Source organism: Vibrio sp. SCSIO 43155 (assembly GCF_023716605.1).
Lineage (GTDB): Bacteria > Pseudomonadota > Gammaproteobacteria > Enterobacterales > Vibrionaceae > Vibrio > Vibrio harveyi.
Window position 1 is genome coordinate 898,736 of record NZ_CP071852.1, and the last position, 16,525, is coordinate 915,260.

Genomic DNA, 16,525 nt, shown 5'->3' on the forward strand with positions numbered 1-16,525 from the left:
TAGTGCTTTTGTTGGCTGATGTTTACGCTCAACTCCTGATATACTCTCGACAATTTTTCCAACCAGATGTCAGGCATGATCGCAAAAACATTCTCCTCTGAGGGCGCGTTAGGCAAAGCCATTCCGGGCTTTCAAGCTCGCCAGCCACAAATCGATATGGCAGAAGCTGTCAGCAGTGCGATCAAAGACCAAACTCAGCTGGTGGTTGAAGCAGGAACGGGAACGGGTAAAACCTTCGCTTACCTTGTGCCTGCGCTATTAAGCGGCAAAAAAGTCATCATCAGTACCGGGTCGAAGAACCTGCAAGAGCAGTTGTATCACCGTGACTTGCCGTTGATGGTCAGTGCTTTAGGCTTTTATGGACAAGTCGCGCTACTAAAAGGTCGATCCAATTACTTATGTTTGGATCGTCTAAGTCGACAAATGGTCGAGAGCCATACCAATGAAGCCGATCCAACATTGTTGACCCAACTGGTGAAGGTTCGAACTTGGTCGTCTGAGACCAAAACGGGCGATTTAGGGGACTGTGAGGATCTGCCAGAAGACAGCATGATCATCCCGACCATTACTTCAACCAACGACAACTGTTTGGGCAAAGAGTGTCCGAGCTACACCGATTGTTTCGTCTTAAAAGCACGCAAACGAGCAATGGATTCAGACATTGTTGTCGTTAACCACCACTTGTTCCTTGCAGACCTTGCGATCAAAGAAACTGGCTTTGGTGAACTGATCCCTGAGGCAGATGTATTCATTTTCGACGAAGCTCATCAGCTTCCAGACATTGCCAGCGAATACTTCGGACAATCGATCTCTAGCCGACAGATCCAAGAGCTCGCTAAGGACATTGAGATTGCCTACCGTACTGAAGCAAAAGACATGCGCCAGCTACAAAAAGTGGGCGATAAGCTGATGCAAAGTGCCATGGATATGCGCATCGTACTGGGTGAACCGGGCTTTCGCGGTAACTGGCGTGAAGCGCTGCAGTCGGAATCGATCAAACGTGAATTGGTGCGCTTAACCGATAGCTTAGACTTGGCGATTGACGTATTGAAACTGGCATTAGGTCGAAGCCAATTGCTGGATACCGCCTTTGAGCGTGCCAATCTGATCAAAGGGAGAATTGACCGCGTCTGTGATGTCGATATTACTGGTTACTCATACTGGTACGACACATCTCCCCGCCATTTTGCTCTGCACATTACGCCGCTATCGGTGGCAGATAAATTCCATGAGCAAATCGAAATCAAACAAGGTGCGTGGATTTTTACCTCAGCAACCCTTGCGGTTTCGGGGGACTTTAAACACTTTACCGACCGTCTTGGATTGAAGCCGAAGCAGCAGTTTTCGTTGCCATCTCCGTTTGATTACGAGAAGCAAGCACGCTTGTGTGTACCTCGTTATCTACCAGAGCCAAACAGCCCTGGCTTAGCCGACAAACTGGTGCGAATGCTTGCGCCTGTAATTGAAGAAAACGATGGGCGTTGTTTCTTTCTGTGTACTTCACACAGCATGATGCGTGAGCTTGGTGAACGTTTCCGTGAAGTACTGGATCTGCCTGTGCTGATGCAAGGTGAGATGAGCAAACAAAAGACCCTTGCCGAGTTTATGGAACTGGGTAACGCGCTGCTGGTGGCGACTGGGGCATTCTGGGAGGGGATCGATGTTAGAGGTGATGCGCTGAGCTGTGTTATCATCGACAAATTACCGTTTACTGCCCCTGATGACCCGCTACTCAAAGCCCGAATCGAAGATTGTCGATTACGTGGTGGTGAGCCGTTTGCAGAAGTGCAAATCCCAGACGCGGTTATCACGTTAAAGCAGGGCGTAGGACGTTTGATTCGAGACCAAAAAGACCATGGGGCTTTAATCATTTGCGACAACCGTTTGGTGACGCGTGATTATGGTGGCATCTTCCTTGGCAGTTTACCGCCAATCCCAAGAACACGGGATTTGGAACGAATCAAAACATTCCTAAAAACAGAACAACCTGCCGCAGACTAATGCGCTGTGGCATCAATAAATTAAAGAAGAATTGTAGAGAGTTACATGAGCGCAAAAATTCTTGCTATCGATACGGCAACTGAGAACTGTTCAGTTGCGCTACTGGTTAATGACCGAGTGATTTCACGCAGTGAAGTGGCTCCTCGTGATCACACTAAGAAAGTGCTGCCTATGGTAGACGAAGTACTGAAAGAAGCCGGTCTAACTCTACAAGATTTAGACGCATTGGCGTTTGGTCGTGGTCCGGGCAGCTTTACTGGTGTTCGTATCGGTATTGGTATCGCGCAAGGTTTGGCGTTTGGTGCTGACTTACCAATGATTGGCGTTTCAACGTTGGCTGCGATGGCACAAGCAAGCTACCGTCTGCACGGTGCAACGGATGTTGCGGTTGCGATTGATGCGCGTATGAGTGAAGTTTACTGGGCACGTTACACTCGCCAAGAAAACGGTGAATGGGCAGGTGTGGATGCAGAATGCGTTATTCCACCAGCACGACTTGCGGAAGAAGCGCAAGCAGACGACAAAACGTGGACTAAAGCAGGTACTGGTTGGGATGCTTACCAAGAAGATCTTGGCAAACTGCCACTCAACTTAACGAGCGGTGATGTGCTTTACCCTGATTCACAAGACATTGTGATTCTTGCTGAGCAGGAGCTTAAGAAAGGCAACACAGTTCCAGTAGAAGAATCGAGCCCGGTTTATCTGCGTGATAATGTGACGTGGAAGAAACTTCCGGGTCGCGAATAATCGGTCTTTCAATGATTTGACAAAGTGCAGGGCATTCGCCCTGTATTTTTATGGAGCGTTATGGCGTCTATCAATGGTTTACCTCCTGCGTTAATACCGGGTGCAAATCGCACCAATAAAGTCGGTAAAAAAGGGCAGGTAAAGAAAGCTCAAGATAAGCAGCCCGTTGGTCAACCTTCTAAGGTGGCGAACGCTGTCGCGCATTCCATTAAGCAAGTGGATGAGTCTCAGATTCATCGCGCTCAAGTGCAATATGATTTGCCCGAGGGTCATGCTCGCAAAGCAATGGAACAGTATATGGACGTCATGAATCGAGCGAAGAAAGAGGAACTTGCTCAGTTACTTGGTGTCGATATCTATGTGTAAAACAACGAATTTATAGTGGGGGTTTATGAAACTTTCTGGACGTATTTTTCTGGTTATTATCGCGGCATTCGGGCTTTCTGCCTGTAGTTCTCTTCCTGAAGAGCTGAATGCAAGCACCGAGCAGGTTTTGACGGATTACAAAGCCTTTGCTGAAGACCAAGGACAGGCTGCTAATGATGTCCGTCTTGGTGGTGTTATCGCGAAAGTGGATAACTTGAAAGACCAAACGCGTCTGGAGATTGTAAACCTACCAATCAGCAAATCAGGCAAGCCAGACATCGACCAAGAACCAACGGGTCGCTTCGCGGTTTATTTTGATGGTTACCTAGAGCCGGTTGCTTTCAGTAAAGGTCGAATCATTACCGTGGTGGGTAAAGGTGCGGGCGAAGAAGAAGGTAAAATTGGCGAGCATCAATACATCTTCCCTGTCATCAAAGGCGATGGTTACCGCTTATGGAAGATTGAAGAGCGAGTACGTATGTACGACACGCCAACCTATTACTACCCTTGTTACTCCATAAACTGCCGTATGATGCGTTCGGATTTCCCGCCAGACGGTAAGGTGATCAAGAAGGTTAAATAATCTGTGATGAATGAGCGCCGTTTCGAACTCCCAAATGGGAGCATGGCAGCCTTAGAGATCGGAAATGAAAAAACGACTGCTTGTTCAGTCGTTTTTCTTCATGGGTGGATGGATAACGCAGGCAGCTTCAAAACCTTGATGCAAGCTATCCATCACTGCAACCCTGATCTTCATTTACTAGCAATTGACCTATTTGGTCATGGCTTATCCAGTCATAAATCCTCAGACAATTACTACCCCTTCCACGACTACATTGCTGATTTACACCAATTATTGGATGAATTATCGCCAAACAGACTGGTGTTAGTAGGTCATTCACTAGGCGCTTTAATCGCAAGTTGCTATAGTGCTGCCTTTCCTGAACAGGTCGAAGCGTTAGTGCAAATTGAAGGAGCGGGTCCACTCGCAGAACAACCTTCCAATAGCGTAAAACGACTGCGTGATGGTGTCCTTAGCCGGCAACGTCAACGCAACAAACCGGAGCGAGCTATCGCTTCTTTCGATCTGGCGTTAAAGCTACGCATGCAAGCGAATCACCTGACCGCCGAGCAGTTGATGCCAATCGTAGAGCGCGGAACCGAATGTCGCGAGAACCAATGGTTTTGGCGACACGATGCCAAATTAAAGTGCGATTCTCTTTATCGCATGGCTCAGGATCACGCGAACTCGATCACCAGCCAAATACGCTGTCCGCACCTAATCATATTGGGTGACAAAGGATTTCAGCATTTACAGTCTAACCAAGTCGATTGGGGCGAAAATCCACCGAAAGTGGTTTCTGTCTCGGGTGGGCATCATTGCCATTTAGAGCAAACACTCGAGGTCGCAAAGCGAATTCTTGGTGTAGTTAACAAAATTTAAACAAGTGTTTGAGAGTTACGTGCTCAAGCACGTTTGCTGTGCTGTAATAGTGCTCAAAATAAAAAGGACGCTATTTTTTAGCCAGTTATAAACGAGGAGTAACATCGTGGATAAACCATGGCTTTCACGTTATCCAAGTGACGTACCTGAAACCATTAATCCAGAGCAATATGAGTCTTTGGTAGAAATGTTCGAGCAGTCTGTTCAAAAATACGCAGACCAACCGGCATTCATGAACATGGGCTCGGTCATGACCTTCCGCAAATTGGAAGAGCGTAGCCGCGCATTCGCCGCATACCTACAAAACGAACTTAAGCTGAAGAAGGGCGACCGCGTTGCTCTTATGATGCCAAACCTGCTTCAATACCCTGTCGCGCTATTCGGTATTTTGCGTGCAGGCTGTATCGCTGTGAACGTGAACCCACTTTACACTCCTCGTGAGCTTGAGCACCAGCTAAACGATGCTGGCGCAACGGCGATCGTTATCGTTTCTAATTTCGCGAACACACTAGAGCAAATCGTAGAAAACACGCCAGTGAAACACGTGGTTCTGACCAGCCTTGGTCAAATGTTGCCACGTGCAAAAGGTACGCTTGTCGACTTCGTGGTTAAGTACGTGAAGGGCATGGTGCCTAAGTACGATCTACCGGGTGCAATCTCAATGCGTAAAGCGTTGCACAAAGGTCGTCGTCTTCAGTACGTGAAACCATTTATGTCTGGCGATGATATTGCATTCCTACAGTACACTGGTGGTACAACGGGCGTAGCGAAAGGTGCAATCCTGACGCACCGCAACATGATCGCTAACGTAATGCAGGCGAAAGGCGCTTATGGTCCTGTATTGTCTCCGGGTCGCGAGCTTGTTGTTACGGCACTGCCTCTTTACCACGTATTTGCACTGACGGTGAACTGTCTACTGTTCGTCGAAATGGGCGGCAACAACCTGCTTATTACTAACCCGCGTGATATTCCTGGCTTTGTGAAAGAGCTGCAAAAATACCAGTTCACTGCGATTACCGGTGTAAACACGCTGTTTAACGCGCTAGTGAACAACGAAGATTTCCATGAGCTAGATTTCAGCAACCTTCGCCTTGCAGTAGGTGGTGGTATGGCCGTGCAGCGTGCTGTCGCTGAAAAATGGCAAAAGACCACAGGCTGTTACCTACTAGAAGGTTACGGTCTGACAGAATGTTCTCCATTGGTGGCGGCTTACCCGCACGACCTAGTGGAATACAACGGCTCTATCGGTCTGCCTGTGCCATCAACTGAAGTACGTATTGTTGATGAAGAAGGTAACCCACTAGCAAATACTGAGACAGGTGAGCTTCAAGTTCGCGGTCCTCAAGTGATGCAAGGTTACTGGCAGCGCCCAGAAGCGACTAAAGAAGTGATCAACGAAGACGGTTGGCTATCGACGGGTGACATCGTTAAGTTTGATGATGAAGGTTTCCTGCACATCGTTGACCGTAAGAAAGACATGATTCTTGTGTCTGGTTTCAACGTTTACCCGAACGAAATCGAAGACGTGGTTGCTCTGCACGGTAAAGTGCTAGAAGTCGCGGCAATCGGTCAGCCTCACGAAGTGTCTGGCGAGTTGGTGAAGATCTACGTTGTAAAACGCGATCCAAGCCTAACCAAAGACGAAGTGATTGCACACTGTCGCCAACACCTAACTGGCTACAAAGTGCCGAAGTTGGTTGAGTTCCGTGAAGATCTACCGAAGACCAATGTAGGTAAGATCCTTCGTCGCGTATTGCGTGAAGAGAACGATGCAGAGCTAGCGAAGAAGAGCGCATAAGCGGATTTCTTTGTGCAACAATCATTTATTGCCAAATAGTGTTAGAATGCCAGCGTTTTGCTGGCATTTTTTTATAGCGAGAAGCATGTGAACTATCAGATCATTACGAAAAACAAAGACCTAGAAGAAGTCTGCGCTCTAGCAAGAGAAGCCGACGTAGTTATGCTGGATACCGAATTCGTGCGAATCAGGACTTACTATCCGCAGCTAGGTTTGATTCAGCTTTTCGATGGCAAACAACTTTCCCTTATCGACCCGACCGAACTGACTGACATGACGTCGTTCGTCGAGTTGCTAAAAGACACCTCAGTGCTAAAAGTACTGCACGCGTGTGGTGAAGATTTAGAAGTCTTCCAAAATGCCTTTGGCTGCACACCATTCCCAATGGTGGATACTCAGCTGATGGCGGCATTTTTGGGTCACGGTCTGTCGACGGGCTTTGCTACGCTGGTGGAAGAATACCTAGGCGTGGAGCTAGACAAGAGCGAATCTCGCACTGATTGGATGGCGCGCCCACTTACTCAAAAGCAGCTTGATTACGCCGCGGCCGACGTACACTACCTAATGCCTCTTTATGAGAAGCTATTAGATAAAGTCAACGAAGCTGGCTGGTGGGAAGCGGTTCAGCAAGAGAGCGACCTGCTTGTATCAAAGCGTATTCGTAACTTAAATGAAGAAACCGTCTACCTCGACATCAAAGGTGCATGGCAGCTAAGACCGGCTGAACTTGCGATTCTTAAGCCTTTGGCGACTTGGCGCTACCGCGAAGCGATTAAGCGTGACCTAGCGTTGAACTTCATCTTTAAAGAAGGCGACTTGCTGACGGTGGCTCGCCTTGGGTTGACAAACTTTAAGAAGATGGAAGCGGAAGGCATCGACATTCGTGCGATTAACCGCCATGGCGCACGAATTGCTGCTATCGTGAAAAGTGCAAAGCAAACACCTGCCGATGATTACCCAGCTAAAATCGAGCGTTTGATGGATTACCCAGGCTACAAGCAAATCTTCAAGAACATGAAAGATGTGGTGAAGGTAGCATCGCAAAAATCAGGCTTGGCGACCGAGTTCTTGGCGTCTAAAAAGCAGATCAACCAAATCATCAGTTGGGTATGGAAGAAAGACCGCGATCCAGCGCGTCTACCGGATGTGATGCAAGGCTGGCGTCTTGAATTACTCGGCGAGAAGATGAATAAGGTGCTGAAGTAAGTACCAAATAAAAAAGGTTGGCATTATCGCCAACCTTTTTTGTAACACGCATTTGTAATTGGCTTTGAAGCCAAAACCTATTTTCAACAACCCGAGCACGCTAGTCGTAGATTCTGAATCACGCTCGTGCCTCGCTGTTCAGAATGACGAAGGGGTCTTGAGTCATTCCAGCGAAGTTGGGTGAAAGCCAAAAGCTTAAGTGAGACTAGGAATCTACTGACAGCCCGCTTTAAAGCCAAAACCTTCTTTCACCAAGCCGAGTACTCTGGTAATAGATTCTGAATCGCGCTCGTACCTCGCTGTCCAGAATGACGAAGAGGAAGACTCTCAAGCAAAGTCGAAAAGTAATTACTTCTCGTCTTCTGGCAACTTCACGTTTAGCTCAAGAACCGAAATATCATCGTCCTTGTGCTCAAACGTCAAATCCACCATGTTTGGATCAATCGCAACGTATTTGCTGATCACCTTCAAGATGTCCTCTTTCAATTGAGGCAAGTAAGAAGGCGCAGGATCGTTCTGGCTACGACGCTCAGCAACGATGATCTGCAAACGCTCTTTGGCTAGATTCGCTGAAGTTTTCTTTTGCGGGCGGAAAAATTCTAATAGTGACATTTCTAGCCTCCGAATAGTCGTTTAAAGATTCCTTTCTTCTCCTCGGTAAGGAAACGAAATTCAACCTGGTTGCCCAGTAGGCGGTCTACCGTATCAGAGTAAGCCATGCCTGCGTCTGTGTTCTCGTCAAAGATCACTGGCACACCTTTGTTTGATGCGTTTAGAACGGCTTGGCTTTCTGGAATCACGCCCAGTAGAGAAATGTGTAGGATCTCTTCTACGTCTTCAACGCTTAGCATTTCACCTTGTGTTACGCGAGATGGGTTGTAACGCGTCAGCAATAGATGCTGCTTAACAGGCTCAAGACCTTGCTCAGCACGTAGAGACTTAGAATCCAAAATACCTAGGATGCGGTCAGAGTCACGTACCGAAGACACTTCTGGGTTGGTCGTTACAATCGCTTCATCTGCGTAGTACAGTGCCATCAGAGCACCTTGCTCGATACCTGCTGGAGAGTCACAGATGATGAAGTCGAAGCCCATTTCATCCAACTCAGTGAACACACGTTGCACGCCATCTTTGGTTAGCGCGTCTTTATCACGTGTTTGAGAAGCTGGAAGAATGAATAGGTTATCTGTGCGCTTGTCTTTAATCATCGCTTGGTTAAGCGTTGCTTCACCGTTGATGACGTTAACAAAGTCATACACCACGCGGCGTTCACAGCCCATGATAAGATCGAGGTTACGCAAGCCGATATCAAAATCGATCACCGCAGTCTTTTTGCCCTTAAGAGCCAGACCAGAGGCGATGGCTGCGCTTGAAGTGGTTTTACCAACGCCACCTTTACCAGACGTTACTACAATAATGCGTGCCATTTTATTTCCTTTTTAGACTAAATCGTGAGTGTTTCTAGATGTAATGATTCTTCGGCTTTACTGATCATTACTTTCTTTTGCCAATACTCACTCTCAATTTGATCGCTCAACCAGTAATCTCCTGCAATGGAAACCAGTTCAGCTTGTAAATCGTGACAAATAATTCGTGCTTCTTGTTGACCACTCGCCCCTGCAATGGCGCGTCCGCGTAGAGTGCCATGAATGTGGATAGAGCCATCAGCAATCACTTCTGCACCAGCGCTTACGTGTGCTAGTACAACCAAGTCACCGTCTTTGGCGTAAATCTGCTGACCAGAACGCACAGGCGTACGAACGATTTTGGTCGGCGCCATTTTCGCTGGTGCTTGAGTTGGAGATTTGCTCGCAGACATGATGGCGAAGCCCGCTTCTGAGGCAAGGTTTTGAACGCGCTTATCTTTACAGCCAGTCACACCAACCGGAATAAACCCTGCATCGGCGATGCCTTGTTTAAGTGTGGTGAAATCAATGTCGCCTTCTACTTTTGCTATATTGATAACCAGAGGTGCGGATGCGAAGAAAGAGGGTGCTTGAGAAACCTTTTCTTGCAAAAATTCGACAGTCTTAGCGATCTCGTTGTCAGAAAGGTGTAAAACTGACAATGTAAAACTGCTACCTTTAAGGTCAGGTGAATGGGTCATCGTGGACTTCTTGCCTTTATTGAAAGAGCGTTGCCTTAAACTAGGTCTGTCATGTTATATTTCATCCTTTAGCGCAGCAAGTTCTCAAGCGGGCAAATAAGTGAATTAATCTCAAATTTGCTATCAAGTTTGCGAGAATTTTACGTTTTCAACAAAATCCGCACTCAAAGCGGGTAAATCAGCACAAAAGGCTCGTCATGCTTTGTTCTATTTATAAAAGCTCCAGAAAAGAAGGCACTTATCTCTATATTCCGAAAAAGGATGATTTCTCACAGGTTCCTGACACGTTAATGCAGATGTTCGGTAAGCCTATGCCGGTGATGACAATCAAACTTGATGGTCGTACTTTGGCACAAGTTGATGTCGAGAAAGTGAAAACGTCACTAATCAATGATGGTTTCTTCCTACAGGTTCCGCCTCCGCCGGAAAACCTACTAGAAAAATACAAAGAACAAAAAGCCCAGCAGAAAGGCGAATAACGTCACCGCTTTTCATCTGGGAATTCTGCCTCGCTCAAGGAGGGCGATATGAAAAAGATACTGGCAGTAATGCTCAGCGTTGGTATGTGCACTTCAGCCTTTGCAAGCAGCGATGGCTTTGATGAATACCTAAATAAATTGCGTGCAGAAGCGCGTGATAAAGGCATTTCCGAACAGGTGATCAGTGCCGCTTTTGCTGATGTGGAATACAAACCACGAGCAGTCAAAGCCGACCGTAACCAACCTGAGAAGAAACTGACGTTAGATGAATACATTCCGCGCGCGGTACCTGAGTGGAAGGTAAAACAAGCGAAGCAACTGTACAAAGAACACTACGCTGAGCTAAAACGCATTGGTGATGAGTTTGGCGTGCAGCCGCGCTTTATCGTTGCACTTTGGGGCGTGGAAAGTAACTTCGGTAAGTTCACTGGTAACTTCCGCGTGATCGACGCGTTGTCGACCATGGCGTTTGAGGGCCGCCGTGAAGAGTTCTTCCGTAAAGAAACCATGGCGGCACTACAAATCCTAGATGAAGGTCATATCGAGCTAGAGAACTTCAAAGGTTCTTGGGCTGGTGCGATGGGTCAATGTCAGTTTATGCCAAGCTCATTCCTACGCTTTGCCGCGGATGGTAACGGCGACGGCAAGAAGGATATCTGGCAATCAGAAGCTGATGTGTTTGCTTCTACTGCGAACTACCTAAGCAAATCTGGCTGGGATGATAAGTTCACTTGGGGTCGTCAGGTTAAAGTGCCACACGGCATTGACCACAACCTGCAAGGTCGCGAAGCGGAAAAAGGTAAGTACCTGCAAGACTGGAGCAAACTTGGCATCACCAAATACGATGGCAGCCCACTTCCTAAGCTGGACGAAGACATCAAGGCTTGGTTGATCATGCCAGACGATGAGAACGGTCGTACTTACCTGGTGTACAACAACTACAATGTGTTGATGAAGTGGAACCGCTCTTACTACTTCGCACTAGCGGTAAGTCATTTAGCTGACCGCATCACATTCTAGATTGAATATATAAACGAATAAAAAGGGGCTCTTCGGAGCCCTTTGTTTTCTCTATTTGAAACGAGGTTTGCGTGTTATCTGAACGTGCTGCACAAATGGTGATCTTCTCAGCGTTGATCAAACATAAGAACTTTACCGCTGCGGCAAAGAGCCTAGGCGTGTCTGTTTCTCACGTCAGTAAACAGCTCAGCCAGTTGGAAGCGTCACTGGGTATCAAGCTCGTGCAACGCACCACGCGCAGCTTCACGCCAACCGAAGCCGGGCAAACCTTCTATCACCATTGTGAACAAGTGGTGCAAGCCGTTAGCAGTGCCACGTTAGAGATGGAAAGCCAACGCGATGAAGTCGCCGGTTTGGTTCGTCTCGGTTTGTCGCAGTCTTTTGGCACGTTGCACATCATCCCTGCCATTCAAGAACTTCGTGAGAAATACCCGCAACTGCAAGTCGAAGTGCATTTGTTCGATTACAAAGTCGATATGCTCGAAGAAGGCTTGGATCTGTGGATTACCAATAATGAACATTTGCCAGAAGGTTACATTGCTCAGCGCTTAGCAGATTGCCAATTTGTGGTTGCTGCTTCGCCAGATTACTTACTCAAGTTCGATACGCCAACCGAACCGAATGACTTGTCGCAGCACAACTGCCTTATTTACCGCAGTTGGGAGCGTGACTACACCAGTTGGGCGTTCACCAATCGCGAGCAAGAGCTCAACGTGAAAGTCTCTGGTAACTACTCGGTCGATTTAGCAGAAGCGGTGCGTGATGCCGCAATCGCAGGGTGGGGGATTGCTTACTTAGCCACTTATTTGCTGGGGGATGAATTCCGCTCAGGCAAACTAATACAGCTTCTACCTGATTGGAGAGCCAGCCAATCCATGCCGTTTTATGCGGTGTACCCAAGCCGTCAACATATGCCGAAAAAGATCTCAGCAGTGATCGAATTCATCAAACAAAAGATCGGATCGCCTTGCCATTGGGATCAGCGATTAGCACCGTATATTTCGATTCCGAAGTAGGGAATACATAAGGTGATTTGAATCACAAAATTTTTCCAAATCCAGAAACATCTTTTCCATTTGGAAATAATAACTTTAGGCAAACGTTTATCTTTATTTAATTCAAAGAGTTATTTTGCTGATTAAAGAGTGAGCAGACAAGATTCTCAGCCTGTTAACATCCCCAACTTGCAGCATTTTTTACGCTCTATACAATCCGACGCCTTTCCTGTTCCCCCTTTTGTCGGATTCATTTTATGAACTCAATTCTTGGTATCGTAGCCATCCTATTCGTAGCATGGCTGCTTTCGACTAACCGTAAGAACATTCGTCTACGAACGGTGTCTTTGGCTTTTGCTCTGCAAGTAATCTTCGCGCTATTGGTACTGTATGTACCAGCGGGTAAAGAAGCGCTTAACGCAGTAACTGGCGCGGTTTCTAACCTAATCAACTACGGTCAAGAGGGCATCGCGTTCCTATTCGGCGGTCTTGCGACCAACGGCTTTACCTTCGCGATTAACGTACTTGGTATCATCATCTTCTTCTCGGCACTGATTTCTGGTTTGTACCACATCGGTCTAATGCCAAAAGTGATCAACCTAATCGGTGGTGGTCTTCAGCGTTTGCTAGGTACAGGTCGTGCAGAATCGTTATCTGCAACAGCGAACATCTTTGTTGGTATGATTGAAGCGCCGCTTGTAGTAAAGCCATACCTGAAGCACATGAGTGATTCTCAGTTTTTCGCAGTAATGACTGGTGGTTTGGCATCGGTTGCTGGTGGCACGCTAGTAGGTTACGCATCACTGGGTGTGGATCTTAACTTCCTAATCGCGGCAGCATTCATGTCAGCACCTGCAGGTCTTCTGATGGCAAAAATCATGATGCCAGAGACAGACACCACAACACCAGATATCGACCTAGACCAAGTAGAAATGCCACGCGCAACCAACGTGGTTGAAGCAATGGCAGACGGCGCAATGTCTGGTCTACGTATCGCAGTGGCGGTAGGTGCAACCCTATTGGCGTTCGTAAGTGTTATTGCGATGCTAAACGGCATTCTAGGCTGGTTCGGCGGTCTATTCGGTATGGAACTGAGCTTCGAGCTAGTACTTGGCTACCTATTCGCACCAATCGCATGGTTGCTAGGTATTCCTTGGAATGAAGCTATCGTGGCAGGCTCCCTGATCGGTAATAAGATCGTGGTAAACGAGTTCGTTGCCTTCATCCAACTGATGGAAGTGAAGTCTCAGTTAAGCGCACACTCACAAGCTATCGTAACCTTCGCACTGTGTGGTTTCGCAAACATCTCAACCATGGCGATGCTAATTGGTGGTCTAGGTTCACTCGTACCGGAGAAGCGTTCATTCATCTCTAAATACGGCTTCCGTGCAATCGCAGCAGGCGTAATGGCGAACCTGATGAGTGCATCAATCGCTGGCGTGATTTTGAGTCTTTAATTGAAAGGCGATGGAAGGTTCCCTTAAGTGGGGATCTTCTTCCAATTGAAGTAATAGAAAGAGAAGAAATGAGTATCCCTAAAGGCATTTAGGGATACTTTTTTCGTTAAGCAGCTTTAAGATCTTTTGCTTGAGCTAGGTGCTCTTGAATGCTTAAAGCCAATGCTTTTGCAAAAGGGACAGCAACAGCATTACCGATCATCTTGTAGCCCGCAGCAACATTGTTGTAAACGAACTCAAAGTCATTCGGGAAGCCCTGAATTCGTGCACACTCACGCACACTCAGACGACGATATTTGTCTTCATGACCTTCCACAAACTTAAACTTGTCTGTCTCTACTTTTTCCATTTTTGGCGCGCCTGGGTGAATTGGTGCATGGCGACCGCCAGCCTGAATGGTAAAAGAAGGCTCATCCCAAGTTCTCACTCGGTTTCGAGACATAAACATCGTAGAGAAACCGCCAATCATGTATTCGTGGTTTAGCACTTTTACATCTGGGTTTGGCTTCTGCTTGTCTAATGCAGGCACTGCCGTTCCATCAAGGTCTGCAATCACGTGCTTCAAGGTGCGACGTTCTGTTTTTTCCATTGGTTCTGGGAACGTGTACTTGATGTTTAAGTCACTTCTGAAGCCAATAAAGATAACGCGCTTTCTGTCTTGCGCAGCACCGTAGTCAACTGCGTTCATCATCTGGTAATACAAATCATAACCAGCATCTTTAAACATCTGCTTGATGTTGTTGAGCGCGTTTGCATGGCGTGTGTGCTGCATACCACTTACGTTTTCAGCCAAGAAGAACTTAGGCTTTTTCGCTTCTAGGATACGGATAAAATCGAAGAACAGCTGACCACGCTTGTCTTCGATACCACGTTGCGCACCCGCTTCACTCCAGCTTTGGCATGGTGGACCACCAATAATACCATCACATTCAGGCACTTCATCCGCATCAATGTTTGTAATACTACGTCTGTCCAACGTAGTGTGAGGATGGTTCTTCTCGTATGTCGCCCAAATATCTTTATCGTATTCGTTAGCCCAAGTTACATTGAACCCAGCTTGTTCGAACCCTAGGTCTAAGCCACCAGCCCCAGCAAAAAAAGAAACGATTCGTTGTGTCATGCTCTGATATATGTCGTCTAAATAATGGGCGTATTGTACCAACTTACTGTACATAAGGCCAGTGATTTTTTCTCACGTTATTTCAATAAGTTGAATGTATGGCTGCACTTATACCCAAGTAACCTCGATATGCTAGGTTCAGCGAGACTGACTTGGTTTGTAGACGCGGCGGCGATTTAAAGGTTTAGTGGGTCTAAATCAAGAATCGGCAACAAAGTATACAAGCCAAGGCAGCTCGCCCTTTGGGAGCGTGTCATTGACCCGATTGCTGCGTCAAACAACTTGGAAAGAGCTGGCTATTACACTGCGTTGTTTTCCTTACTCTCGAATCAATGACAACGCTCTGAATCCTGCATCTTGAAGTCACTTGGGTATAGTAGAAGCCAGACTCAGAAAGCGCGATGGGTGAGAGGGCATTGAGTTAATACTTCAAAATAAGTGACAAGCTCATCGGCAAGTTTTGGATTGTTGCGACTCAAATAGTAGGCATTCACCTCGGAATGTGTCCCTTCGTAGGTGGTATCAGGCATGTTGACGAGATTCATTGATGCAACATAACGGTAAATAAATTGAGTCTCTGTCAGGTTACCCGTGGAGATAATGATTGTGTCATCGACGATGATAAATTTAGCGTGCAAAGAGGTGTTGAAGTAATACGCCGTGTTTGGTCTTTGTTTGAGGAAGTTGACCATCTGGAGAAAGTTAGTGGTATTAGAAGGCATCCGCGTTTCCACTAACTGCTGGCTGATGCAAACGTAGTGTTTACCTGATTTTTTAATTTTGTGTTCATCCGTATAGGTTTGGGAAATGACGCGCAGCTCGACATCGGGATGGTTAGGTATTAAGTTCTGATCATTAATGTGCTGTGCACACAGAATGACCCTTTTTCTCGCATTGCGAATCAGGGTATAAATTTTATCCTGCACAATGGTATTGGATTCATTTAAAAAGTGAGCGGTAAAGTAGATGCCTTGATCCCATGAGGGGGAAGACAATCTCTCTTGTGTCTTCTCTTGATAGCTATACCCTCGTTTTTTCTCGTAATGTTTGATGTTTTCGCTATTGATTTTTAAGTGGTCAAAAAACTCCTGACACCTTTGATGATCGTGTTCTGAGTTTTCCGTATGAACCAATAACTCATGCTTAATTAAGTCCCTGACAGCCATATTTGAAGACGTGACCATGGAGTGACTAGACCCCGATTTGAACTTAATAAATAGGTGTTTGATATGGAGAGAGTAGGGCATTCTTCCTCGAGAGAAGGGCTTAACATACTTCGATCGGACATACATATGATCACAGATGTACAAGTTGATTTTTGGATTCTCAGACTTGGCAAATCTGCCATATAAATATTGGGCGATGTCCTTTTTGGAGAACGGTTTTTTCTGTTTACTTTGTAGTGCTTTGTTTTTGCTTAGCTTGGGTGCGAAAGTGGGAGATTGCGCCGGAGTTTTATCGTAGCCCTCTAAAGGAATAGAGAAGATATTCAATGTAATTCCAGCCTTCAACGCTGATCCAATCATACTTTCCAGCATCAACTTGTTATTGCATAAATACAGCGCGAGATTGATCTCTTCGATCTGCTCTTTTTGTTGGTCGATAAAATTGCAAATGAAATCAGTAAATTTGGGGCTTCCACCTTCCGCGTAAAACTCATAATCCGGTAGGTTTTGTTTTGGTGATGGACCATCAAACAGTATTCTTTCTCGCATGGTGTTTAGCTGTACAGAAACAAATAAAAACCACTATACCGCGACTAAATTGTGTATTGGCTGTGTTTGA

16 protein-coding genes are annotated in these 16,525 nt (G+C 46.5%); 11 read left to right on the forward strand and 5 right to left on the reverse strand.

The window, feature by feature from the left end; genetic code table 11:
- Positions 1-75: 75 nt before the first annotated feature.
- The 7 genes from yoaA (at position 76) to rnd (ending at position 7,562) form a co-directional block, all read left to right on the forward strand.
- Positions 76-2,001 carry a DNA repair helicase YoaA gene (gene yoaA, locus J4N44_RS04210; protein WP_009698575.1) on the forward strand — a complete coding sequence of 642 codons (1,926 nt, stop codon included), beginning with the start codon at positions 76-78 and terminating at the stop codon, positions 1,999-2,001.
- A gap of 45 nt (positions 2,002-2,046) precedes the next feature.
- Positions 2,047-2,748 (forward strand): tRNA (adenosine(37)-N6)-threonylcarbamoyltransferase complex dimerization subunit type 1 TsaB, encoded by a 702-nt coding sequence (gene tsaB, locus J4N44_RS04215; protein ID WP_005446440.1) that lies wholly within the window; start codon positions 2,047-2,049, stop codon positions 2,746-2,748.
- A 60-nt stretch (positions 2,749-2,808) separates the two neighbouring features.
- A complete protein-coding gene (locus J4N44_RS04220; protein WP_005437006.1) occupies positions 2,809-3,114 on the forward strand; it encodes a hypothetical protein in 306 nt (101 codons plus the stop codon).
- Between the two features lie 25 nt (positions 3,115-3,139).
- On the forward strand, positions 3,140-3,697 hold the full coding sequence (locus tag J4N44_RS04225) for a Slp family lipoprotein (protein ID WP_252044868.1): 558 nt from the start codon (positions 3,140-3,142) through the stop codon (positions 3,695-3,697).
- A gap of 6 nt (positions 3,698-3,703) precedes the next feature.
- Positions 3,704-4,558: an alpha/beta fold hydrolase gene (locus J4N44_RS04230; protein WP_252045078.1), complete on the forward strand. Its 855-nt coding sequence runs from the start codon at positions 3,704-3,706 to the stop codon at positions 4,556-4,558.
- A gap of 106 nt (positions 4,559-4,664) precedes the next feature.
- Entirely contained in the window at positions 4,665-6,356 is a 1,692-nt protein-coding gene (gene fadD, locus J4N44_RS04235; RefSeq protein ID WP_005437015.1) for a long-chain-fatty-acid--CoA ligase FadD, read from the forward strand.
- Positions 6,357-6,443: 87 nt separating this feature from the next.
- Positions 6,444-7,562, forward strand: coding sequence for a ribonuclease D (gene rnd / locus J4N44_RS04240; RefSeq protein WP_005437016.1), 1,119 nt, complete (start codon positions 6,444-6,446; stop codon positions 7,560-7,562).
- 348 nt (positions 7,563-7,910) lie between these two features.
- Here rnd and minE read toward each other — a convergent pair whose 3' ends face one another.
- Genes minE through minC form a run of 3 tightly spaced genes read right to left on the reverse strand, consistent with a single transcriptional unit; the run spans position 7,911 to position 9,669 of the window.
- Positions 7,911-8,174: a cell division topological specificity factor MinE gene (gene minE / locus J4N44_RS04245; protein WP_005437690.1), complete on the reverse strand. Its 264-nt coding sequence runs from the start codon at positions 8,172-8,174 to the stop codon at positions 7,911-7,913.
- Positions 8,175-8,176: 2 nt separating this feature from the next.
- Positions 8,177-8,989 (reverse strand): septum site-determining protein MinD, encoded by an 813-nt coding sequence (gene minD / locus J4N44_RS04250; RefSeq protein WP_005446449.1) that lies wholly within the window; start codon positions 8,987-8,989, stop codon positions 8,177-8,179.
- Positions 8,990-9,006: 17 nt separating this feature from the next.
- Positions 9,007-9,669 carry a septum site-determining protein MinC gene (minC, locus tag J4N44_RS04255; protein WP_005446451.1) on the reverse strand — a complete coding sequence of 221 codons (663 nt, stop codon included), beginning with the start codon at positions 9,667-9,669 and terminating at the stop codon, positions 9,007-9,009.
- Positions 9,670-9,866: 197 nt separating this feature from the next.
- Between minC and J4N44_RS04260 the strand changes: the two genes are divergently transcribed.
- The 4 genes from J4N44_RS04260 (at position 9,867) to J4N44_RS04275 (ending at position 13,620) form a co-directional block, all read left to right on the forward strand.
- Positions 9,867-10,148, forward strand: a complete 282-nt coding sequence (locus J4N44_RS04260; protein WP_005430875.1) for a YcgL domain-containing protein — start codon at positions 9,867-9,869, stop codon at positions 10,146-10,148.
- Between the two features lie 48 nt (positions 10,149-10,196).
- Positions 10,197-11,168, forward strand: coding sequence for a lytic murein transglycosylase (locus J4N44_RS04265; RefSeq protein WP_005446455.1), 972 nt, complete (start codon positions 10,197-10,199; stop codon positions 11,166-11,168).
- A 71-nt stretch (positions 11,169-11,239) separates the two neighbouring features.
- A complete protein-coding gene (locus J4N44_RS04270) occupies positions 11,240-12,184 on the forward strand; it encodes a LysR family transcriptional regulator (protein WP_005446456.1) in 945 nt (314 codons plus the stop codon).
- A gap of 236 nt (positions 12,185-12,420) precedes the next feature.
- On the forward strand, positions 12,421-13,620 hold the full coding sequence (locus J4N44_RS04275) for a NupC/NupG family nucleoside CNT transporter (protein WP_005446458.1): 1,200 nt from the start codon (positions 12,421-12,423) through the stop codon (positions 13,618-13,620).
- 106 nt (positions 13,621-13,726) lie between these two features.
- Here J4N44_RS04275 and J4N44_RS04280 read toward each other — a convergent pair whose 3' ends face one another.
- Complete coding sequence (locus J4N44_RS04280) at positions 13,727-14,740, reverse strand: DNA cytosine methyltransferase (RefSeq protein ID WP_005446460.1); 1,014 nt, start codon at positions 14,738-14,740, stop codon at positions 13,727-13,729.
- 389 nt (positions 14,741-15,129) lie between these two features.
- Positions 15,130-16,455 carry a phospholipase D-like domain-containing protein gene (locus J4N44_RS04285; protein ID WP_252044869.1) on the reverse strand — a complete coding sequence of 442 codons (1,326 nt, stop codon included), beginning with the start codon at positions 16,453-16,455 and terminating at the stop codon, positions 15,130-15,132.
- Positions 16,456-16,525 lie beyond the last annotated feature (70 nt).